Consider the following 23,448-nt stretch of genomic DNA (forward strand, 5'->3'; position numbering starts at 1 on the left):
CAAGCCAAAAATTTCTAGTCTATTTATATTGTAACTGAAAAATCATATATTTGAATAGTTTAAAGGTACCATTAAGCCACGAAAAACCCTTTTATGTCAAGGTTCGACACGATTCGTCATCTATCGTTCTTTTTACATAAATAGACCGATTAAGAAATGGATATTTTCGTTTGTATGAAAGGGTATTTTTTTACGAAAGCCATTCTTTCCATAATCCTGCGGGCGGCTTCAACCTTTGCCTAGAAAATGGTATAATGGAGGAATGCTAAAAAGGTACAAAAATTGATGTGAATGGAGTGAAGGCTATGGATAATGGGATTCCTGAGCGTTTTTTAGAGCCGTTAGAGGATATGGCACGCAAAGTGAAGGAAGAGCTAGACGCACACGCAGCTACTGATCAAGCACTTGTGCAAAAAGGGTTAATTCTATACCGTCAAGGGCTCGTGAAGCAGATTCGCTATGAGTCACACTCCATCACAGCAGCTGTATTAGATGTAAACCGAGTCCAAGTGTCCCTTAATATAGAAGATTATCACATAAGTCGTTGTTCTTGTCCTGCAGAAGGTACTTGTAGACATATGATGGCGGTATTCTTTTATTTGTTAGCGAAAAATAACAGTGTTTCTAATTGGATAGAGAGTTGGCGTGCCCCCATTAAGGAACGGAAGACCTTAGCTGACCTTGGCTTGAAGCGCGCACGTGACCTTATGCAAACGAATCCAACAAAACAACCTGATTATGATAATTGGATTCGTACCTTTACAGAGAATTTCCAGCAAATTATGTATCAATCTGGACAATATCCAAAGCCATACGTCGTTTCTGATTTATTTTATATATATTTACGAAAAATAAATGCCTATGCCCCTATAAAAAAAGAATGGAAATTGCTATACCAATTAATTGGTAGCATGCATACATTTCTGCTACTCGAACAATTTGCTAATGAATGTAAACATAGTGAAAAGGAGATAGAACGCCATTATCTCCACCTTTTTCAAGACTTAATGGAAGAGTCCTCTGTCATGATGGAAAGACTTTCCCAGCAAACAGTCCCATTTGCCTTTGATCCATTTATCGAACGGTTAAGAAATGAAGCAACAGCCTTAATAGACCATCGTTCTGAGATTGTTCAATTTGAAAGAATTCAACTATACCGTAGACTTTGGACACAATTTTTCAAACAAAAGAGTTGGCGTGAAGAAGAGTTAGAGAAACTACGTACACTATATGAAACTGATGCCTCGCTATCATGTACTATCGGCATGGCCCATTTACATTTTTTACTACATGATGATCAAAAAGTGTTTCAATTGATCGATGAGGGCGATTATGATTATACACCTTATTTCTTTTATTGGATATATCAACTAAATGCTCAAAAAGAATGGAAACGTGCAGAACAATATATCGAAACACTTCTTCCTTATGCAATTAAATATTTAGAGGAAGAAGATGATTTTCATAAATGCTCAGACCTCGTAAAAATGGTTTTAGAGGTCATTACACCTTATTGCCAACAAACAAAACGGAATGACTTATACGAAAAAGTTTTAACTGAAACTTTACCTTATAGCTTTTATTATTACGATGATTTCTTATATGAATATGAACAATGGGAGAAATGGGTTGATCTCCAAGCATTGCTCAGCATCCGACTCACTGACATTTCACAAGAGCGGCTAGAGCGTCTTGAAAAAGCAGAGCCCACATTGCTACTTCCCTTATACCATCAAGCAATCCAACACGATATCCATTTAAAAAGTCGTGAGCAATACCGTCAAGCAGTGAAGAAAATGCAAAAACTTCGTTCACTTTATGAAAAATTATCATTAGCTAGTGAATGGGAACAATTCCTAGAGGAGCTGTTAGAAAGTACAAAACGACTACGTGCTTTTCAGGAAGAATGTAAAAGAGGGAAACTAATTCATGCTTAAAACGAGGATGATCTCCATACAAATAAATATGATTAAAGCGGATGCCTTTTTCATTTTCGCTAAAGATGATAAGGAAAGAACGATACCTCCTGTTGACTGGAAGCCCATGCTTTTTTACTCTCATCGCGAAAGCTTCTTTGGCACGATGATTAATGAAAAAACTATCGAGGGTATCAGTGGCTTTCTTTTAGATAGTTGGGAGATTGTTACATTATTTTCTAACGAGCAGTTTAATCGTTTTATTCATTGGAAATGGGATGAAACAGCAGAGATTCTACTAGCTGCTGCTCCCATCCTCAAAGATTGCATCGATGAGCGTCAATGGATGCCCGATTTTGATGCTTGGGAAAGTGACCACTTTCGCTGGGCATTGCCAGCTGACGTCATTAATGAATTTCACCCTGATTTTTGGGAACAGTCATTGTTAGGTGAACCAATCAAACCGATGATTCAGCAGCTTTTCCATCATGCCCTTGACCATTATTTACAAAAAAACAAGCAGGCGAAAGCGGCGTTCGGAGAGAAGCTACTTGCTTTACGCAACGAGCATCTCTCTGCAAGAGCATTAGCTGCGTATTTTGATGAAGAAAAGTGGCAGGAATGGATAGGGATAAAAGAAATTCTTACACCATTTTCACTCGGGATTAAACTTGAGGAGCCAGCAGAAGATGACCTCACATGGTCCCTTTCGGTATTTTTAAGAGGAAAAGAAAATCCAGATCTCTTTGTTGATTACAAAGATGAAGGGAATTATCCTCCTGGTTGGCTCGATTATGAGAGGGAAGTAGACAAGGAAATGATCCGTATTCTCGAGATGTTTCCATGGTTAGAAGGAAAGAAACAACAATTGACCACTCAACTTACAGAGGAAGAAGCATGGTTATTCTTAACTGAAGCGAGTGAGACCTTACTTGCTCTTGACGTTGAAATCCTTCTTCCTTCTTGGTGGCAAGCAATGAAAAAGGCAAGCATGAATGTAAAGGCAAAGGTTAAAGCATCAAGCAGTCACAGGCCATCCTTTGTTGGATTGCAGGCTATGCTTGATTATGATTGGCGCTTCTCAATGAATGGTGTCGAACTATCTGAAGAAGAATTTCGGCAAATGGTTGAAGAAAAACGTCGCCTTGTATATATCCGCGGCCGATGGATTAAGCTTGATCCCCATTTCGTAAAACATATTCAAAGTTTAATGAAGAAAGCCGAGCAAGAAGGACTTCATGTCCGGGATTTAATCGAACAAGAATTGCTTGGTGGGGAAAATGATGAAGATCAAGCACAAAGCCAGCGGGCATTCGCCAAAGTACAAATAGAATTAAATCGTCAATGGAGGAAAATGGTTAATCAACTACGGAATATTCATGATATCCCCATTGAACCTATTCCAGCTGGATTGGCTGGTGACTTACGGCCCTATCAAAAACTCGGCATGAGCTGGTTATTATTTTTACGTTCGTTTAAATTTGGTGCCATCCTTGCTGATGATATGGGACTTGGAAAAACGATCCAATTAATTTCATATATACTGGCTGTAAAAGAGCAAGAGAACGGAAATCATACACAACCTGCCCTTATTGTCTGTCCTACTTCTGTTTTAGGAAATTGGCAAAAGGAATTTGAAAAGTTTGCCCCTGATTTAAATGTTTATCTTCATTACGGTTCTTATCGTGCCAAAGGGAAAGTATTAGAAAAAGCAGTGAAGGAAGCAGATGTTGTGCTTACTTCGTATGGGTTAACTCACTTAGATATTGATAGCCTAAAGGAAATCGAATGGAGTTCTGTAAGTATTGATGAAGCACAGAATATTAAAAATGCCCAAACAAAGCAATCGCAAGCCGTCAGGCAATTACAGGGAACGCATCATATCGCCTTAACAGGAACACCCATGGAGAACCGTCTCTCTGAGCTTTGGTCCATTTTTGACTTTACCAACCATGGTTACCTTGGTAGTCTAGGTGCTTTTCATAAACGCTTTGTTCTTCCGATTGAAAAAGACCAGGATGAGGAAAAAGTTAAACAACTGCAAGCATATATTCGTCCCTTCCTTTTACGTAGAACGAAGAAAGATGAAGAAGTGGCGTTAAATCTGCCCGACAAGCTCGAACAGAAGGAATATTGTCCACTCACTTCAGAACAGGCTGCTCTTTATGAGCAATTAGTGCAAGATACATTTGCGCAGATTGAAAAGCTAACTGGTTTTGAAAGAAAGGGACTTATCTTACAGTTACTTAGTCGCCTAAAGCAATTATGTAATCACCCAGCTCTCTATTTAAAGGAAAAAGTCGAAAATCATGCATTAATTTCCCGCTCTTCAAAATTAGAGAAACTTGATGAATTAATTGCTGCTGTCCACGAGCAAGGAGAAAGCTGCTTAGTGTTTACGCAATACATCGAGATGGGGCACATGATTCAACAACTGCTTGAGAAGAAATATGGCTTTGAAGTCCCTTTTTTGAATGGCAGTGTGCCTAAAGGGAATCGTGATATCATGATTGAACGTTTCCAAAACAAGGAGTTCCCGGTCTTTCTTTTATCATTAAAAGCTGGTGGAACGGGGCTAAACCTTACCGCTGCAAACCACGTCATTCATTATGACCGCTGGTGGAATCCTGCTGTTGAAAATCAAGCGACTGACCGCGCTTATCGAATTGGGCAGAAACGATTTGTCCATGTCCATAAGTTAATATGCACAGGAACATTAGAAGAAAAAATTGACCGCATGCTTGATCAGAAGCAATCACTTAATGAACAAATTATTCAAAGTGAAGCCTGGTTAACCGAATTATCTACAGATGAGTTACGCGATTTGATCTTGCTGTCATAGTGTGTTGAAGAAGCTGCCTTATTCGGGCAGCTTCTTCTTTTTAAGCCTTTAATTCCTGCTTATCTTTCTTATGATTACTTAAGAAGATAACCGCTTCGTTACACATAAATAGCGTTTGCTTCAATAACGGATCATTGATGGGAGTAATTCGTTGGATGGATGTGTGTTGTTGGAAGGAAACACGGTGGAAATCTTTAGAGGTTGGATTTGAGATTAATTGGAGGGCATCGTAAAAACTAATCGGACATAGAACTTCTTTTCTTTGGTAGACAAGAGGTTTATTCATGACTTCACCTCCTCTTTATAGGTATTTATGACCATTTCGACAAAGTTTGCTGAATATCCTTTTGGAAAATGGTTGTTTTTACTTTTTTAATTAGATGGCTGTTCGGATGGCCGTTCGCAAATGTGATGACATGTCTGTATGGGTTGTGTTACGCTCTCATTTTGTTTTTGCTTCTGAGGGACTTGTAAACCTATTTGCTAGGCGCTCATCTCTGGGTTTTCTTCTGAGGGACTCACAAATCTTATTTGCTACGCGCTCATCTCTGGGTTTCCTTCTGAGGGACTCACAAACTCTATTTGCTACGCGCTTATCACTAGTTTCCCTTCTGAGGGACTCACAAACTCTATTTGCTACGCGCTCATCTCTAGTTTCCCTTCTGAGGGACTCACACATCCTATTTGCTACGCGCTCATCTCTAGTTTCCCTTCTGAGGGACTCACAAACTCTATTTGCTACGCGCTCATCTCTGGGTTTCCTTCTGAGTGACTCACAAACTCTATTTGCTACGCGCTTATCACTAGTTTCCCTTCTGAGGGACTCACAAACTCTATTTGCTACGCGCTCATCTCTGGGTTTCCTTCTGAGGGACTCACAAACTCTATTTGCTACGCGCTTATCACTAGTTTCCCTTCTGAGGGACTCTCAAACACTATTTGCTAATCGCTCATCTCTAGTTTCCCTTCTGAGGGACTCTCAAACTCTATTTGCTACGCGCTCATCTCTGGGTTTCCTTCTGAGGGACTCACACATCCTATTTGCTACGCGCTCATCTCTAGTTTCCCTTCTGAGTGACTTGCTAACCCCACTGGCCCTTATTTTCATTTAACTACTGTATACCCCTTCACCCATTTCTAGTCTTTTCTATACGCAAATAAATAAGAGCCTAGCAATCTGCTAGACTCTTACGCTCATTTAGAACCCTATTTTACCACCAATCACAGGTTTTCCTGGTGCAATTGGATTTGTTGGTAGTGGATTCGGTGCTTTAATGCCACCTCCGCTACCTGGTAGTGTTGGTTTCACAACATTTCCAGGCTTTTCTGGAGAAATCGGGAATTGGTTGTTTGGTGTGTCTCCATTAGGTGCTTCTTCCCCTTCACCTAATTTGTATAATTCAACTGTTTGTACCGTTTTGTTGCCTGCAATGTCAGTTGCCTCGAACGTAAATTCATTCGCTCCGTCTTGTAATTCAAGCTCAATATCTGCCACAACATGTTCAAAGCTTCTCATTTCATAAGGTTCTTGGAATTCTTTGAAATAAATCTCATCGCCATCTAAATAAAGACGAATTTGATCAAAATTATCGGCTACTCTTACATCCACAACTGGATTTTCGGCATCATGTTCAATATATTCACTTTCAGGTAATCCAAGTACCTCAACCTCTGGTGCGGTTGCATCTACTAAAACTGTTCGTTTGAACTGGGCCACATTCCCTGCTGCATCGACTGCCTTAATGGCAAAGGAAGGTGCACCGTCTTCAGAATGAAGAATTGTATCAAAAGTATATTGTTTCTTCTCTTGATCATAAGTCAGTTCTACTGCCTCACCTGCAATAGTAAATTCACTAATCTCAGATTCATCAGTAATGGTACCAGTAAATTGAATATCATTTGTATTCACTGTACTTAAAGCTTCAGGAGTCGTTAAACGAACAGTTGGTGCCTTTTGATCGGCAGGTTTCACTTCTAGCTCCTTCGTTGTTACATTGCCCGCATAGTCAAATGCTTGTACGGTTACAGTCGAACCAACCTCTAATGGTTCTGAGAATGTATATTCCTTTGTATCCCCTGCAAGCGGTGTCTCTAATACAGACTCACCATCTATTAAAATATCAAGATAAGATACGCCAGAACCTTTTTCATGATCCGATGCATTAATCGTTAACTTTTTATTTCCCTCAGTCACTTTGAATGCCAATTCTGGTGCCACTGTATCAATGATAACCGGGATTTTTACTGACTGCCATTCAGCATCAGGGAAGTCAATGACAGATTTAATTTCAAAATAATACTTACCATCTGCAGCAAGTTTATTTTTGACTTTTCCATCCCATTTCCATGCTGAGTTAATTTTGTAATAACTACCTTGACCAGCGTCATAATAGTCTTTTCTCAGATCATTGTCTGTTCTCAGCTTGCGCAATTGCTTACCATCTTCATCTAATACATTAAATACCACTTGATGGGCATTTCTCAAGAATGATAGGGCAGGAATGATGGCATCTTGCACACCATCTCCGTTTGGAGAAATTGCTACTTTATCTGCTTTATAGGCATCAGCTATTGGGTCATAACCAAGATAATAGTAACTGTCTCCAGATTCATAAACAGCACCACCCATACCATAGAAGGATGATTCATCATACTTTAATCCATCTAATATTGGGGATTGATCCCATTCACCTTTGAATCCTACATATGGTACAGAGAGTTCAGGGTGAGTATCTGCTGAATCAGTTAATGTTACATATCCCTCTACAAAATAACCGTTCGGAAATACTTCATCAACATCAACTGGTGTTGTCCAATTACCCGTTTGGCTCGGTTCAACTACTTGTGCATCACTCACATCGGCTTGAACGGTAAACGTAACTGTTTCTCCTGCAGGAACAGTTATTTCAGCCGATTCTTGATTATCAACAGTAACCTCAACATTTAATAATTCTTGTGCTTCAAGTTCATTTGGATTCCAACCTAATTCTCCATATGCAGCAAAATCCGTTTGGATATTTGCAGCTGCGTCATAAGTGACGTCTTCATCACTAAAGTTTTCTGCTTGCAATGTGAACTCAAAAGTATCCCCAACTTCTTTTAAGGCCACCTTTGCCTCATCCGTTTCTACCTCTGTTACAACGACTGGTGTAGAAAGAGCTGAGTGCAATTGCATGATGCCCGATCCTTGTCTACGAGGGGAATAAGGAACATCCCACTCAAGTGACTCATTAACAAGGCCTTGATCATCGATTGGTTGAGATGTGTTCATCATAATATTTTTCGCTGTATATACACGATCATAACCTGTTAAACCAAAGTCAGCATCTACTCTTTGTAGAACGAGTGCTGCACCACCAGACACATGTGGAGCTGCCATGGATGTACCACTCATCATGCCGTATTGGCCATTTTCTAATGTCGAGTAAATTTGCCCACCAGGCGCCGTAATTTCAGGCTTAAAGTCTAAGTTCGGTGTCACTCCCCAAGAAGTGAAGGCACTCATCTTGCCTGCCTCAGGGTTTGGTGCTGTTGTTTTTTCACCAGTAAAAGTAAATGTCACTTCTTCTCCAGCACGAAGCGCTTCAACAATTGGATCACCATTTACTTTTGGCATAAATAATTGTGGAATTGTAATAGCTGGATCTGTCTGCATATTGACGAAACCATCTGTATTATTATAGATAATTACGCCAACAGCACCTGCCGCTTGTGCATTTACCGCCTTATCAACGAATGACAATTCTCCACGTTGAATCATTGCATATTTTCCTGCAACGTCTGTTAATTGCTCAGGGTAACCAAGTCCTCCATCTGCAACAACGAACGTTTTTGTGTCGACATCGTTAGGGTGCTTGTCACCAGCTGAAAGAAATGGAGCATCCACCTCTTCGCCATTTATATTCACCTTAATGGCATCGAGATCCATAAATGAATTCTCAGAAGATGCCACTTGTAATGAATCTGTGTATACTCCTGGTGAACCAACTACACCAAAGTCAGGATTTTCTGGCGTTGGGTTGGCAAAGCCATTTCCAAAATGAGCAGAGTTACCAGCTGAAATAGACATAAGGACGCCATTATCAACTGCTCGCTCAATCGCTTTATATTCAGCAGATTCAGGCGAAACAAATCCTGCTGTTGATCCAAGACTCATATTTAATACGTCCGCTCCTAAAATAATCGCATCATCAATGGCTTTTACATAGATATCTCCATATGTAGAACCGAATTCAGGATCGTTACCAAATACTTTCAAACCGAGAATTTGCGCTTCCGGTGCAATACCTTTAATTCCACCATCTTCTTCATCTCCATTTGCGCCTACTGTCCCTGATACGTGCATACCATGCATACTTGCTCCTTCAGCCACATCACCGATTACTTCGTCTTCATCCATATAATTGTAAGCATATGGTACTTTTTCAGTATAATAGCTTCCCGGTAGCTCGTTATCTGCTTTTATTCTATTAACCTTAGATTCTGTTAAATCGACTTCCGTCTCATCTGATAAAATCATATCTTGATGATCTGGGTCAATACCTGTATCAATAACCCCGACAACCATACCGTTACCTTTGTAACCATATTCTCTCCAAGCCTCTTGAGCTTGTACCAATTCTTTACTGTAAACCATGTCAGGTTTTTCCTCTGGGCGTTCATATTCATTCACTATTTCAACAGAGGATACATTTTTTACTTCTTTAATTTTCTCAATATCCCCATACATTACATCTGCACTAAATCCATTCACAACTGTTGTGAAACTTTCATGTTCGACGAGCTTTACTTTGTTGTCTTTAACTTTTTGCTTCACCGCTTTTTGTTCTGCTAGTTTCTCGTTTGTCAGTTTCTTCTTAGTTGCTGCGGGTAGTTCTTTAAATGTTTTTTTTGTTTTCTGTGCGTATGCAATGGTCGGCTCACTATCCATTTCGACAATTACACGAACAATATCAGACTTCTTATATTGTTCCTCGGCATCCGTTTTTTCTATTTTTTGTAGATTGAGCTGATTTTCTTTCCCTTTAGTATTTTCTACCTTCTTCTCAGGTACTGCTGCTGACACTGATCCAGAGAAAATAAGTAAAAAGGCCATTAATACGACAAGAATCCTGCTTTTTTTCAACATTCAACTCCCCCTCTGTAAATAAAATTCAGAATTTTTTGTTTCTCTATTAAATTAACATAAGGAAAAATTTAGTTTTAGAGTACTAAAGTACCAATTTATGCTAATTTGCCTAGTAAAATATAATTATTTTATAATTCGAAATATTTTTTATTAATGAACCATTCACATATACCCACTTTTTCCTCTCTCAAAATAAAAACAAACGGGAAATCATAAATGGTATAGAGAAGAAATGTAACTATAACAAGCGCACTTTTTTTCAGCATAAAATGGTAAAGGAAACGAAAATGATATATTGTCATGGTTCTATACTGCTAAGTCTTTTATAGCACCCTTTTGCTACAATGCTTTTCGCTTTCTTATTTTGTTGAACTTCATCTTACTTTTAAATATCCTATAAACGACGCCATTTTTTTGTCATCCTAATACTTACAAGAAAAAAACAGTGCGATAGGCACTGCTTCAAGTTGGGGATATGATGAGGATGTTCATTGATTCTTTCTAATAGAGGGTAATAAGGGGATAAAAGTAAATTGAGGTTCCTTTAAGCTCTTTTTCTTCCTCTATCATACGATTCTTTCAATATACATTCTAATTGTGCCAGTCTACTCTCCATCTCACTCATTCGATAGTTTGCATTACCAAGCATTTTGATAAGACTCTCTATGAGTGTTTCCATCACTTTTTGTTCTTGAGTCATCTGGATTCATCTCCTCTCTTTGTTGTTTTTCTTTCTTTCGATTATCGAGGAAACGCACTTGCTCGACGATCACTTCCATCACATACTTTCTTTTTCCATCCTTTTCATATGATCTTGATTGTAATCTGCCAGCAACACTTATAAGTGACCCTTTCGTACAATACTGAACGAGATTTTCCGCAGATTTATGCCAAAGTGTACATTGAATAAAATCAGTTTCTACCTCTCCATTTTGATTGCGAAATTGACGATTGACCGCAACCGTTATATTTGCCACTGACCTTCCATCTGATACAAGTCTTAAATCCGGCTCTTTCGTCAACCTTCCAACAATGCCAACTTGATTCATCATCCTCCTCCTTTCTGACACTAGGTTAATATAGGTTGTATCACTTGTAAAAAAACGGAAAAATAATTTTCGTTTACGATAGGCTTTCAAAACTGCGGATAGATGGTCAGAATTTAAATTTTTCCATAAAAATAGGCCAAAAAATTAACTTTTGCAATAAAGGTAAGATAAATTTCGACAAATTTCAACATTCTTCTCTATAAGGAATATGAGGCATAAATGAACTGATTTTAATATCAAAATAACGTTCTATATCGTTTTTTAAATTTCCTTCTAATAAGCTTAGCTCGTTTACAAGATATTGGTGGGCAAAAACATGATAAATCTCAGCTTCTGGCCAGCTAGTGTTCAATCGTGCTAACTGATGAAAAGGAATCATTTCCAAAATAGCTCCTTCATCATACTCAATTGAAAAATAATAAAATGCCGCTTGTTGATTTTTCAACCATTTCTTTTGCCATTTCGCCAATGCTTTATAAAATTCAAAGGCAGGTAAATCTGCTTGGAAATATAATTGATTGTTAATCTTTATTGTAAAAAAAATATCTATCGACAGAATTTTTGCAGTATCACCTTTATCGCTTGCTGTTATTTCATTGGGAGAGCATGTGAAATGGTATGTAAAATGTAAGGTATTGGTCCGATATTTTTCCAACTTTTATCTCCTTCAATCTGTTTTCCTTAAGCATATACTATTTCTTTTTATAAGTGTGAAGGGGACCTAAAAAGGGGTAAATAATCTATAACTTACCTTTTGTAAGATATTTTCGTTTTGTATATCTTCTATGATATAATTTAGACAACTCAGTTAACTTTTGAGAAAGGGAGGGGTCGCATGAAGACATTTAAGCTAGTTTCCATGCAGGTTTGGGATGAGGATGAGTTAGTAGATGTCGAATTGGAGGACGGACTCATTATTAATAAAGAGGATGAGAATAGTCGGTGGCTACTCGAGGCCTTTATTGATAAAAAGCACCTTTCCTTCTTTTCCAATCTCCGCAAAAAAGAAATCGACGTGCCGCTACAAGTAGTAATTACGAAAAAAGATAATGATCCAGCACATTTCATAACTAAAATTGCATCCATTAATGAATTTGAAGAACATATGAGTGTCCTTTTCTTAGGGAGCATTCGTCATAAAAGAAATGAATTCGCAGAGATATTACTTAGTGATCTCGTTTCTAAAGGGTTAAGCGGCGAAAAACTTCTTGCTGAATTTAAAGGACAAATGAAAAGAGCGCAAAGATTGACGAGTAATAAAAAATAAGGAAAAGCTAATATATGCTTTCTCCGAGGATCTCTACCCGATTTTTTGAGATGTACATACTCGAAATATTCGCGTGGATATCTTTAAACTTTTGAGGCTCCGATTGATTAATCGGAACCTCTTTTTTATTTACATATTATCTTTGTTTTCTTCGTCCGCAGGTGCCTCTTCATTTAAATTTTCATCTGTATTATTGTCTTCTTCAAGCATACCATCATCATCATTGTTTAGATCGTCTTGATCATTATTATTAATGTCGTTTCCATCCTCTAATTCTGCTGGCTCTTCAATATTATCATTATCTTCTGGCGGTGGCTCTTGATCATTGTTTGCTCCACAACCAACAAGCATTGTCGCCGCTAAAGCAGATGCAGACAGTAATTTTAACAACTTTGTATTCATGGGTAAAACTCCCTTCCAATTTCAAAAATTTTTGACCTCTATTGTGGTCTTTTGTTATCGTTCCCGAAAACCTAAACAAAATTTCAAATTGGTTGATTGTAAAATTTTCCGCCTGTTAAGTGCCTTGCAGCGAAAAAAAAGAAGTAATGCCCTATATAAAGTGGGCATTACTTCTTTTGATGTTATTTCAATGCAAACATCATTTCTGTTTCACAAACTAGTTCGCCGTCGACGGTTGCTACACCTTTTCCTTTACCAATCGGGCCCTTCACACGAGTCATTTCGACCTCTAATCGTAATTGATCGCCCGGCTTCACTTGTTTTTTAAATCGACATTTATCAATCCCAGTGAAGAAAGCGAGCTTGCCTTTATTTTCTTCTTTTTTCAGCATTGCCACTCCGCCTACTTGTGCTAATGCTTCCACAATTAAAACACCAGGCATGACGGGGTAATCAGGGAAATGGCCATTAAAGAATTCTTCATTAGCCGTTACATTTTTAATGCCAATAGCTCGTTGACCTTCTTCTACTTCAAGGATTTTATCTACTAATAAAAAGGGATAACGATGAGGAATAATTTCTTTTATTTCATTAATATCAAGCATTTTTAGTACCTCCTACTAATAATAGGTATAATATTAATTATTATTGTACTAAAAAAAAGGACAAATGCAAAGATAAAACAAGTTCATTTTCAAATTCTTCAAATAAGACAAAACAAAAAGGAGGCATATCAATGCGCTCCCCATTCTTCAGTTCTCTTTATTAACCAAATCAATCATATGCATCCACGTTTCTTTTTTAAAGATATCTGTTGCCTGGCCATCACCAAGCACACTATATCCAAACGCTGCACCCGCGATGATACAAATGGCAAGTAAAACTAGCACAATAATAATTCGTAGCCAGATCGGTATAAGTCGCACTCTAATTCGGTTCACTGTGGTTTTATCTTCACGTGTAGTAGTTGAATTATGTTGCGCTTTTTGTTTAGTTATTCTTGTTGACGAATCTTGCTCGTTATTAAGTGACATCGTTTTCTTCCCCTTTAACGAATTCCATTAATGAGGCTCATCATTTGATCAGCCATCGTTATTGAACGTGATTGAAATTGGTATGAACGTTGTGTGTTCATTAGGTCGGTCATTTCCTTTGAAAGGTCGACATTTGATTGTTCTAGGACACCTTGTGACAGTGAAATATCGCCACTAAACTGCCCAGCTAAATCAGTATAAATATCAATGCCATCCATTTCAGCCTCTGCAGGCAAGCTTAACATATTTTCACCGATTTGTGTTAAATATTGTGGTTTATGGACGACCGTAATCCCAAGATTTACCGTTTGAGTGCCTCCATTAGCAGTCTGAGCTTGGAGTCTGCCTTGCTCCAATAATGTAAACTGGTTTACATCTGACGAAAAAGTAATGGGTTCATTATTCTGTCCTAAAACGGCATCACCATTCCCAGTTACGAGCATCACTTCATTATTCCCTGACGGCGTAAGATGGAAAGAACCGTCTCTTGTATAACGGATTTCAGCACCGTTTTCGGTTTGTTGAAGAATGCGGAAGTATTGACCTTCTCCTGTTAAAGCGAAGTCTAATGCCCGATCAGTTGATTTTAGACTGCCTTGTGTGCTCACTAGCTTAGCTTGGGCAAGTTTAGCCCCTACACCTTGTCTAACACCTTCTGGAGTCATTCTCTGTACGCCCATTAGTTCTTCAGCAGGTTGATTATTAAATTGTTGAACGAGAAGTTCACCAAAAGACGCTTCTCTTCTTTTAAAACCTGTAGTATCGACATTCGCCATATTATTGGCATGTATATCCATTTGCTTTTGTAATTGTGATAAGGTGTTTGTTGCTGTAATCATTACACGGTTCATTTCATCGCCTCCTTATAACTTCCTAGTTGTTATCCAAGACGGCCAACTTCGTTTACTGCTTTCTCCATACTGCGGTCGTATGCTTGTAACACTTTTTGGTTGGCTTCAAACGTACGATAGCTTGCCATCATATCTGTCATCGTTCTTGAGGCATCAACATTGGAACGTTCTAAGAAACCTTGTTGGATACGAAAGGCAACATTACCGTAACCATTTTGCAAAGCAGTATTATCTTCCGTAGCGAAGAGCCCATCTCCTTGTTTTAGAAGATTTTCTGTTGTTTCCGCATAAGCTACGCCAATGCGTGTGGTATTTCCAGCTGCATCTGTAAAATACCCTTCATCATTAACGGTAAATGATTCACTACCCGGTTGGATTCTGTTCCCGTTTTGATCTAAAACGTATAGACCACTTGCTGAAGTCAAATATCCTTGGCTATCTAATGTGAAATTACCATTGCGTGTATATTTTGTATTGCCATCTTCACCAGCAACAGTAAAAAACAATGCACTACCGTCCGGAAGATTACCATTTTCAAGCGATAAGTCTGTAGCCAGACCTGTTTCATTTAAATCACCCTGGGTATATAAAGGCATAGCTTCTTGTAAATATACACCTGTACTAATACTTCCAACTGTTTCGTTAACTGGTATACGAAACCCGTTTTCTGTAGGGATATTTTGACTATCTATTCTTTGCAGTAACATATCAGAGAAACTGCTAATTGCTGTTTGATCTGCTTTAAAACCAGGTGTATTTGCATTGGCCATATTATTAGCTAACATTTCCGTTCTTCTTTGCTGCGTTAACATACCTGATGCTGCAGTGTAAAACCCTCTAAACATATCGGTCACTCCCGTATATTATCGTCTCCCTTTTATATCGGAAAGGGTGCATAATTAATTAGCATTATTTACTTAGAGGTAAATGCATTGCTCTTCAACGAAAAGGCTGGCCTATAGAAGATCATTAGGTCAGCCTTACTCATTTGTTAACTTAATTTTTTTCGTGGTAAACGATCAATGTTATCAAGCATAATTCCAGTTCCAACTGCGACACAGTCCATCGGATTTTCAGCAATGAGAACAGGTACTTTTAATTCTTCAGCAAGAAGCATATCGATACCATGAAGCAATGCTCCTCCACCAGTCAGAATAACGCCACGATCAATAATATCTGCTGATAGTTCAGGTGGTGTTCGCTCTAAAACACTTTTTGCAGCTTGGACAATCACGTCTACAGGCTCTTTTAAAGCTTGTTCGATTTCTTTTGAGTGAACAGTAATTGTGCGAGGTAATCCAGAAACCATATCACGACCACGAATTTCCATGCTCTCATTTCTAGAGTCAGGGAATACCGTTGCAATAGAAGTTTTAATATCTTCAGCCGTACGCTCACCAATTAAAAGCTTATATTCCTTTTTAACGTATTGGAGAATTTCATTGTCAAATTTATCACCGGCCATTTTAATTGAAGAAGATGTAACAATATCACCCATAGATAGAACAGCCACATCCGTTGTTCCTCCACCAATATCTACGACCATATTACCACTTGGTTGGAAAATATCCATTCCCGCACCAATTGCGGCAACTTTCGGTTCTTCTTCAAGATAGACTTTCTTACCGCCACTTTTTTCTGCTGCTTCTTTAATCGCCTTTTGCTCAACGCTCGTTACATTGGTAGGGCAACAAATAAGAATACGCGGTTTAGATAGAAAACCCTTCACATTTAATTTGTTAATAAAGTGCTTAAGCATCGCTTCCGTTACATCAAAGTCAGCAATTACACCATCTTTTAGCGGGCGAATAGCAATAATATTTCCAGGCGTTCTCCCCACCATACGGCGTGCTTCTTCACCGACAGCTAGTACTCTATTCGTGTTTTTATCAATGGCTACAACAGAAGGTTCATTTAAAACGATCCCTCTTCCTTTTACGTGTATCAGTACATTTGCCGTACCTAAGTCAATTCCAATATCTCTTGCAAACATTGTTCCTAACTTCCTCCTCGCAACTAATCTTCTTCTCATTTTTTACAGTTCAAATGGCTTAATAGGCAAGTAAAATGCCTTTTGTGTTTTTTGCTTATGTAAGCAATCTATCATTGATTTTTCGTTTCCGCACGAATATTTCCCCATACAAAAGCCTTTCTCAAGCAACCTGAGAAAAGAGTTATTTTATGTATATTCTAGGGCTTCCACGTTAACAAAAGCACATATCAAGTTCATTATATCCTAGTTAATTATTTTAGCACATCTCTAGGAGAATAAATAACTATTTGTCAAAATATATTGTGACTTTTTAAGGAGAAATTGTTGAAATGGTTGATTCTTGGGATAAAAGCTGCGGGAACACTTTGAAGTAATAAAGGAGTAAGGTTAAACAGGCAGATGGTTGTACCTTACCTCCCTCTGCCCGCTTCATACATTATTTGATGGGTTCTTCTTCAAGCTCTTCTTTCTTATACTTTAACTTTGTTGCTTCTCCCCCTCGCAAATGACGAATGGACTTATGATAATCTAATATTTCTTTTACTTCATTAGCAAGGTCAGGATTTATTTCAGGCAATCTTTCTGTAAGATCTTTATGGACTGTACTTTTGGATACGCCAAACTCCTTCGCAATTACGCGAACCGTTTTTCTCGTCTCCACGATATACTTTCCAATCTTGATGGTTCTCTCTTTGATGTAATCGTGCACACTACTCGCCCTCCCTAAATTGGATGTGAGAAGTGTGAAATGAGACTCGTTTTTACTTTGTCTTATAGTGTGTGTTTTACTAGTTGTTAAAAGAGTAGCAGGTAAACCTGCCGAGCAGTAGCTAAACATATCCTAGAGATTATACAGCTGTTACTAAACAAACGACCCCTCACCTCAAACATTCTCTTTGTAAGGTTTGTAACAGTTTATTAGCTTGGATTAAAATATATGCACAAAAAACACAAGTAGGACAAGTAACTGTATGTTTTTTTCATTTTAAGCAATCTTTTTTAAGAAGACATTCTCTATATAACATGATTGTTATTTAATACCTGCGACTTATGACTTACAAAAGGGTTATTAGACCTGATTATAAATACTTATTTTTCGACAAGTTTCGCAAACCCTTTTTCTTACGCTATATTACAAATTAGAATTTTTAGTTCTAATCACTCAATTAAATGTATTTCAGTAACCAACGAAAAGTGATAAAAGTCTATACATAAAAACCAAATACCCAATTCTTTATAATGAACAAGAGATTCTTTATTCCTATTGTTGTTTAATCCATCCCTGACTTACACTAAAATTCGAGCCAATAGATAAAACATGGTTATATAACAATTATTTTCCAATTGAAGGGTGATTTATTTTGACAGTGTTAAAGCCACGGAAAGAGAGAATCTTTGAAGCGAGACAAAGAAGGATGAAATTAAGAAGAATGAAATTAACAGGCATCTTGGCTGCTACAGTCATTATCCTTGCTGTCATTTTCAGCTTGAATGAGCAATCATCAGAAGCCGCTACTTATAAAGTTCAAAAAAATGACACACTCTATCGTATTGCCAAAAAACATAATCTTTCTGTCGAAGAATTAAAGATACATAACCAACTTGTAGACAATTATATTACTGTAGGGCAATCGCTAGACATTCCATATCCTACAAATTATCAAGGTTTATCAGGTGAACCATTTATACATATTGTCGCTCCTGGGGAAACATTATGGAGAATTGCCGGTAGATACGGATTAAGCGTTGAAGAATTAAAAGCTCTCAACAACCTTAAGGATAATCATATTTACGCTTTTCAACCATTAACCATCATTGATGAAATGTATACATCGCAAGCTAAACTTATTGGGGCTGCAGATGATCGTGTGCTCGAATTCCAAGACGATGAAGAGTTTTTCACTTTACTGGCACCTCTACAGTCTGCTTCTAGACTTCAAGCATTTACTGGACAAGATTTATTCATTACATATAAGAGAAATTCATTACTATCAATACATTCTACTCAAACTCCATAAGAAATAAAAAGGGAAATATTCACGAATGAATATTTCCCGAGAAATGTCGAAACTTTTCCATTTTTGTCTCAACATTTATTTATGATTCTTGTGTATCTGAAGAAGCATCAGCGTCTGTTTCATCTTCATTGCTTGCACCATCATCTTCTGATTGGCCTTCATCACTTGGCGCAGCATCTGATTCATCATCAGCACTTTCCGTTGAACCTTCTTGGGCTGCATCTTCAGCAGGTGTACTCTCTTCAGCTATTTCAGCTTTTTCCAATTGACTTAACGTTTTACCAACAAACTCCTCTGGGTTTACAGCTACACCATCTTTACGGATTTCAAAGTGTACGTGCTCTCCAGCTTCTTGGTTAATTTGGCTTTGACCAGATTGAGCAATTGTATCTCCTTGCTCCACTACACTACCTTCTTTTACTTTCATATCAGTAATGGATTGGTAGCGTGTCACAATTCCTTCAGCATGCTGAATTTCAACGACATTTCCTAGTGTTGCATCTTCTTCCACCTTAGTCACTGTTCCACTTAATGCTGCACGAACTTCAAATGTTTTCCCATCTTCCATAACAATGTCAATACCTGCATTTGGTTGGTATGTGTTATTGTAGAATACCAAAGCTTCTTCTTGAGCCGCTTCCTCACCATGTACATCATAGAATTTAGTTTGGATTACTGCTCCGTCCGCTTTTTCTACCGGTAGCACAAAGTTCTCCATTGCATTATTCACTTCAACTGCATCCTCATTACCTTTGCCAGTAAGATCTGTCTCACCGTAATCGAATCCATCTGTGTCTGAAGCATTTTCATTGCTGTTTTGGAACCATAGAACGCCACTAAGTATGAGTGCTGCACTCGCGATGTAAATTGCTGGATAAGCCCAACGTTTCTTCATAAACTTTTTAAAACTAGAATCTTGAGAAGTCTTTTTTTCTTCCTCTCTCATTTTTCATCACCTCTGGCATCAGTTTGAACAGATTCCAGAAGATATATACATCATCTAAAAATTTTTTTGGATTTATTTTTTACTAACTCGATTTTTATATACATGTTTTATCAAAATAATTATATTCTGAATACTTAAGTACCAATAGTTCTACATTCAAACAGAAAACAAACAGCTCCGATTGAAGCTGTTTGTTTAAACTTACTTTTGTGCAGTTAATTTTGCCACCATCGTATCAGATTCACTAATTTCGATTCCTTTATAGTAATAAGAAACAATTTCTTTATATGATTTACCTTCTTTCGCCATACCGTTTGCACCATACTGACTCATGCCAACCCCATGTCCATACCCTTTTGTTTGTATATTAATCTGATCACCATTTCTCTTCAGGGTAAAGTCAGTTGATTGCAACCCTAATTTCATTCTAACATCTGTTCCTTTAATCATGGTTCCATTAATATCTACTTTCCCTATTCGATTACCATCTGTTTTCTCAACAATTTTAGCAACAGTTTGACCCGAAGGTACTTTCACATTTAACTTTTTTTCAAATTCGGATACAGGGATAGAGATTTGATCAGCAAATTTTGGTGTATCTATGTCCCAGGGGCTTTTGACACTTTTTAAATACGGCGTGGCATTCGCCCAAACATTTTCTGCATTTTCCGTATAGCCATTACTTGTTGAGAAGAACGCTGCTGTTATAGGATTACCATCATAGGTAAGAATTTGCCCACTTGTTTCTTGAACTGCTTGCGTAATTTTCTCGATTTTCCAATCATAATCGGACTTCCATATTTTCTTGAGCTCTTCTTTGTTTTTAAAAACTTGATCATCAGTGGAATCAGTAATCATGGCACCCTCTGGTAATGAGCCCTCATCTGCCAGTAGATGCTGCATGGTATACGTTCGCGCTGCTAGTGCTTGTGCCTTCAACGCCTCTAACTCAAACTCAGCAGGCATCTCAGAAGCAACAACCCCAATAAGATAGTCTTCAAAAGCAAATGTCTCCACTTTTTTGGCATCGGTGCGATAAACTGCCACATCAACTGCAGGTTCCATCGAGGTGAAAGGCGTTGCCTCCTCCTTCTTCTTCTCCGCAGTCACAGCCTCCCGATTCTCTTGCTTCTCGTCATTTCCGAAAGGAAGAACTACTAGTAAGGCTGGAATAATTAATACAAGTGTAAAGAGTACTGCTGATAGTACGATGAATGGTTTGAATTTTGTCATATGCTAGCCTCCATCAAGATTCACGTCTCATTCAATCATATGGTCGAAATAGAGCCATTATGACAAAATCCCACTATTGAATTTCTCTAGTAAAGTAGCTATTTCGTATGTAATGGTGGTAGAGATAGAGAACCGAGAGAAAATGGAGTGAGGGCTTTTTGCGAGAGGTAAGTGTTCACCTTCACTATGGTAATGAATAGTTTTGAGTCCGCAACCAAATCATAGATAGAGTCCTACAACACTTAAAAAAATTTGTGGATGAACTTCTGTCTTTTTTCGCCCACACATCTTGATGGTTTTGTGAACTCTATTTGTGCGCATTTCCTGTTTGCCACACATCTCATCAGTTTTATACACTCTGTGCGCCCACACATTACTTATCTCACATATATGTACATCTGCATTTTCATCCTTAGCCCCAAAAAAAAAACCACTAATCTTTAAAAAGATGAGTGGTTCAGCCATTTTTAGGCATTCAAATCAGTAATGATGGTTTGTTCAGTTGTAGACATATCTTCGTCTGCTTCAGTCACACGTTCAATGTCTGCACCTAAGCTCGCTAGTTTCTTATGGAAATCGACATAGCCACGGTCAAGATGTTTTAATTCTGTTACACGTGTTATGCCGTCTGCTACAAGTCCTGTTAAGATGAGAGCAGCTGCAGCACGTAAATCGGTTGCGGCAACTTCTGCACCTTGTAGGTTGGATGGTCCTTCCATAATAACAGAGCGACCTTCGATTTTCACATCTGCATTCATGCGACGGAATTCTTCCACATGCATGAAGCGGTTTTCAAATACAGTCTCCGTAATAACACTTGTGCCTTTGGCATGAAGCAATAGTGCCATCATTTGAGATTGCATATCTGTTGGAAAACCTGGGTGAGGCATCGTTTTGATATCTACAGCTTTAAGCTCTGACGGGCCGATGACGCGAACGCCTTCTTCCTCTTCGATAAACTGAACGCCCATTTCTTCCATTTTTGCAATTAAAGATGTCGCATGTTCTGGTACAGCACCTTTGACAAGAACATCGCCGCCTGTAATGGCTGCTGCTACCATAAATGTACCTGCTTCAATTCGGTCTGGAATAATATGATGCTCAGCACCAAATAATACATCCACACCTTCAATACGAATCGTTCCTGTTCCAGCACCACGAACTTTTGCACCCATTTTATTAAGGAAGTTCGCAAGGTCCACAATTTCTGGCTCTTTTGCTACATTTTCTAGAATCGTTGTACCCTTTGCTAATGTAGCGGCCATCATAATATTTTCTGTTGCGCCTACGCTAGGAAAATCAAGATATATTTTTGCACCATGTAGTTTTCCTTCTGGAGCTTCTGCTTCAATAAAACCGTTGCCAACCTTAACTGTTGCACCCATTGCTTCAAAACCCTTTAAATGTTGATCTATCGGGCGTGAACCAATCGCACAACCGCCTGGCAATGCTACTCTTGCTCTTCCATTTCTCGCTAATAGTGAACCCATGACTAAAACAGATGCACGCATTTTTCGAACATATTCAAATGGTGCTTCTACTTTTAACTCTCTAGATGCATCAACAGTTACTGTATTGTTATCAAACCCCACTTCGGCGTTTAAAAAACGTAATACTTCATTAATTGTATATACATCGGAGAGAGTTGGGACATCACGAATTACGCTTTTTCCATCACTTGCTAACAATGTTGCAGCGATTACCGGTAAAACAGCATTTTTTGCGCCTTCTACTTTGACTGTGCCACTTAACCGATTTCCGCCGCGGACGATGATTTTTTCCAAAGTGTATTCCCCTCCGCGTCCATTTTCTCTATATTAATATTCAATCGTTATGATGGGTGTGCCGATAACAATAGTTGTCTTAGCGCCCAACCCTTCTTTTCTTAAGCCAATTTGTAAATTCATATCTTTGCCATCCGTTGTAACAGACTCTTTGAACATAGGTGAATATGCCGATGTCGAAATAAATTGCTCTTCTTCTAACGCTTCTATTTCTTTCGCATTAAATGTGGACAATAATCCGTTCATTTGTTCAAGCATAGACTCCCTCATATTACCATCATAATGACCAATGATACAAGAGAAAATATTGGGTTTTTTAGTAAAAATGTCAGACATCTGACTTTTCATATAGTTCCCCATATTTTCCTGGATACTGCCTTTGTAGCCAGCACCTTTCGCCTCATAAATGACATACGTTTGTACATTGTTTTTTGTGTCGGTTGAAAGTATTTTTATCGTTTCAGTCAGATCATTTTTTTTAAGCGTCCCGATGACTTCATATCTTTCTTGAGATTCCTTTTGGACAGACCATTTCCAGTCTGTAAAACTCTTTTTCATCTCTTTAGTATATGCTTTTACTTCTGCAAAGGTTTGTAATGTTTCCAAGTTTTCCCTTGCATGAACTGACCATTCTTGAATCAAAATATTCTCGTCCTGTACAGTTTGAGCGATTTGTATTAGTGAAAGCTCTTCTACAGATGCTGCATCCGAATGATTGCCGAAAATAATCCAAACTAACCCGACAATTCCCATTATAGAAAATATAAATGAATACTTCTTCATTTAAACTCCCTCCCTTACTACCATTGTTACCAAAGGAGAGATCCGCATACTTGGGAATTATCGTCACATTTTGACATCCACTAGTTGAGTGAAGATTAAGTCAGTTTATATGTATAGTTTTAAGAAAATTTATAGCAACATCATGCATTGTACTCAAACTTTGAGCAAATGAAAACATGTACGAAGACCTATATTTCAGGTC

19 protein-coding genes are annotated in these 23,448 nt (G+C 38.2%); 4 read left to right on the forward strand and 15 right to left on the reverse strand.

Translation table 11 applies throughout. The features are described 5' to 3' along the window. Positions 1–305 precede the first annotated feature (305 nt). Both LG276_RS21685 and LG276_RS21690 read left to right on the forward strand, forming a co-directional pair. Positions 306–1,937, forward strand: a complete 1,632-nt coding sequence (locus LG276_RS21685) for an SWIM zinc finger domain-containing protein (RefSeq protein WP_404292869.1) — start codon at positions 306–308, stop codon at positions 1,935–1,937. Beyond that, positions 1,930–4,758, forward strand: a complete 2,829-nt coding sequence (locus tag LG276_RS21690; protein WP_404292871.1) for a DEAD/DEAH box helicase — start codon at positions 1,930–1,932, stop codon at positions 4,756–4,758. The genes LG276_RS21685 and LG276_RS21690 overlap by 8 nt, the downstream gene beginning before the upstream one ends. A gap of 40 nt (positions 4,759–4,798) precedes the next feature. On the opposite strand, the gene LG276_RS21695 is transcribed toward LG276_RS21690, so the two are convergent. The 4 genes from LG276_RS21695 to LG276_RS21710 form a co-directional block, all read right to left on the reverse strand. Then, positions 4,799–5,044 carry a hypothetical protein gene (locus tag LG276_RS21695; RefSeq protein WP_251162297.1) on the reverse strand — a complete coding sequence of 82 codons (246 nt, stop codon included), beginning with the start codon at positions 5,042–5,044 and terminating at the stop codon, positions 4,799–4,801. A gap of 912 nt (positions 5,045–5,956) precedes the next feature. Continuing rightward, positions 5,957–9,886 (reverse strand): S8 family serine peptidase, encoded by a 3,930-nt coding sequence (locus LG276_RS21700; protein WP_404292873.1) that lies wholly within the window; start codon positions 9,884–9,886, stop codon positions 5,957–5,959. A gap of 638 nt (positions 9,887–10,524) precedes the next feature. Next, a complete protein-coding gene (locus LG276_RS21705; RefSeq protein ID WP_373370929.1) occupies positions 10,525–10,935 on the reverse strand; it encodes a single-stranded DNA-binding protein in 411 nt (136 codons plus the stop codon). A 184-nt stretch (positions 10,936–11,119) separates the two neighbouring features. Beyond that, a complete protein-coding gene (locus LG276_RS21710; RefSeq protein ID WP_404292875.1) occupies positions 11,120–11,590 on the reverse strand; it encodes a hypothetical protein in 471 nt (156 codons plus the stop codon). A 180-nt stretch (positions 11,591–11,770) separates the two neighbouring features. Between LG276_RS21710 and LG276_RS21715 the strand changes: the two genes are divergently transcribed. After that, positions 11,771–12,202, forward strand: a complete 432-nt coding sequence (locus LG276_RS21715) for a YwpF-like family protein (protein ID WP_095371620.1) — start codon at positions 11,771–11,773, stop codon at positions 12,200–12,202. Positions 12,203–12,331: 129 nt separating this feature from the next. Here the strand turns inward: LG276_RS21715 and LG276_RS21720 are convergent, their stop codons facing one another. From LG276_RS21720 to spoIIID, 7 genes are all read right to left on the reverse strand, one after another. Next, positions 12,332–12,604, reverse strand: a complete 273-nt coding sequence (locus LG276_RS21720; RefSeq protein ID WP_251162300.1) for a hypothetical protein — start codon at positions 12,602–12,604, stop codon at positions 12,332–12,334. A 182-nt stretch (positions 12,605–12,786) separates the two neighbouring features. After that, positions 12,787–13,209 (reverse strand): 3-hydroxyacyl-ACP dehydratase FabZ, encoded by a 423-nt coding sequence (fabZ, locus tag LG276_RS21725; protein WP_095371618.1) that lies wholly within the window; start codon positions 13,207–13,209, stop codon positions 12,787–12,789. A gap of 147 nt (positions 13,210–13,356) precedes the next feature. Then, positions 13,357–13,638, reverse strand: a complete 282-nt coding sequence (locus tag LG276_RS21730) for a DNA-directed RNA polymerase subunit beta (protein ID WP_095371617.1) — start codon at positions 13,636–13,638, stop codon at positions 13,357–13,359. A 14-nt stretch (positions 13,639–13,652) separates the two neighbouring features. Further along, positions 13,653–14,489 carry a flagellar hook-basal body protein gene (locus LG276_RS21735; RefSeq protein ID WP_404292877.1) on the reverse strand — a complete coding sequence of 279 codons (837 nt, stop codon included), beginning with the start codon at positions 14,487–14,489 and terminating at the stop codon, positions 13,653–13,655. Between the two features lie 29 nt (positions 14,490–14,518). After that, positions 14,519–15,334: a flagellar hook-basal body protein gene (locus LG276_RS21740; protein WP_404292879.1), complete on the reverse strand. Its 816-nt coding sequence runs from the start codon at positions 15,332–15,334 to the stop codon at positions 14,519–14,521. Between the two features lie 146 nt (positions 15,335–15,480). After that, entirely contained in the window at positions 15,481–16,482 is a 1,002-nt protein-coding gene (locus tag LG276_RS21745) for a rod shape-determining protein (RefSeq protein WP_224936742.1), read from the reverse strand. Positions 16,483–16,918: 436 nt separating this feature from the next. Further along, on the reverse strand, positions 16,919–17,191 hold the full coding sequence (spoIIID, locus tag LG276_RS21750) for a sporulation transcriptional regulator SpoIIID (protein ID WP_095371613.1): 273 nt from the start codon (positions 17,189–17,191) through the stop codon (positions 16,919–16,921). Positions 17,192–17,849: 658 nt separating this feature from the next. On the opposite strand from spoIIID, the gene LG276_RS21755 reads away from it, so the two are divergent. Then, on the forward strand, positions 17,850–18,500 hold the full coding sequence (locus LG276_RS21755; RefSeq protein ID WP_224936936.1) for a LysM peptidoglycan-binding domain-containing protein: 651 nt from the start codon (positions 17,850–17,852) through the stop codon (positions 18,498–18,500). 79 nt (positions 18,501–18,579) lie between these two features. Here LG276_RS21755 and LG276_RS21760 read toward each other — a convergent pair whose 3' ends face one another. The 4 genes from LG276_RS21760 to LG276_RS21775 form a co-directional block, all read right to left on the reverse strand. Beyond that, positions 18,580–19,446 (reverse strand): M23 family metallopeptidase, encoded by an 867-nt coding sequence (locus LG276_RS21760; protein WP_224936743.1) that lies wholly within the window; start codon positions 19,444–19,446, stop codon positions 18,580–18,582. Positions 19,447–19,647: 201 nt separating this feature from the next. Further along, a complete protein-coding gene (gene spoIID, locus LG276_RS21765; protein WP_404292882.1) occupies positions 19,648–20,679 on the reverse strand; it encodes a stage II sporulation protein D in 1,032 nt (343 codons plus the stop codon). A 467-nt stretch (positions 20,680–21,146) separates the two neighbouring features. Then, complete coding sequence (murA, locus tag LG276_RS21770; protein ID WP_095371609.1) at positions 21,147–22,463, reverse strand: UDP-N-acetylglucosamine 1-carboxyvinyltransferase; 1,317 nt, start codon at positions 22,461–22,463, stop codon at positions 21,147–21,149. A 33-nt stretch (positions 22,464–22,496) separates the two neighbouring features. Next, positions 22,497–23,246 carry a YwmB family TATA-box binding protein gene (locus LG276_RS21775; RefSeq protein WP_224936745.1) on the reverse strand — a complete coding sequence of 250 codons (750 nt, stop codon included), beginning with the start codon at positions 23,244–23,246 and terminating at the stop codon, positions 22,497–22,499. Positions 23,247–23,448: the final 202 nt, after the last annotated feature.

The sequence above is a fragment of the Cytobacillus kochii genome (assembly GCF_044790165.1).
GTDB classification, from domain to species: Bacteria; Bacillota; Bacilli; order Bacillales; family Cytobacillaceae; genus Cytobacillus; species Cytobacillus kochii.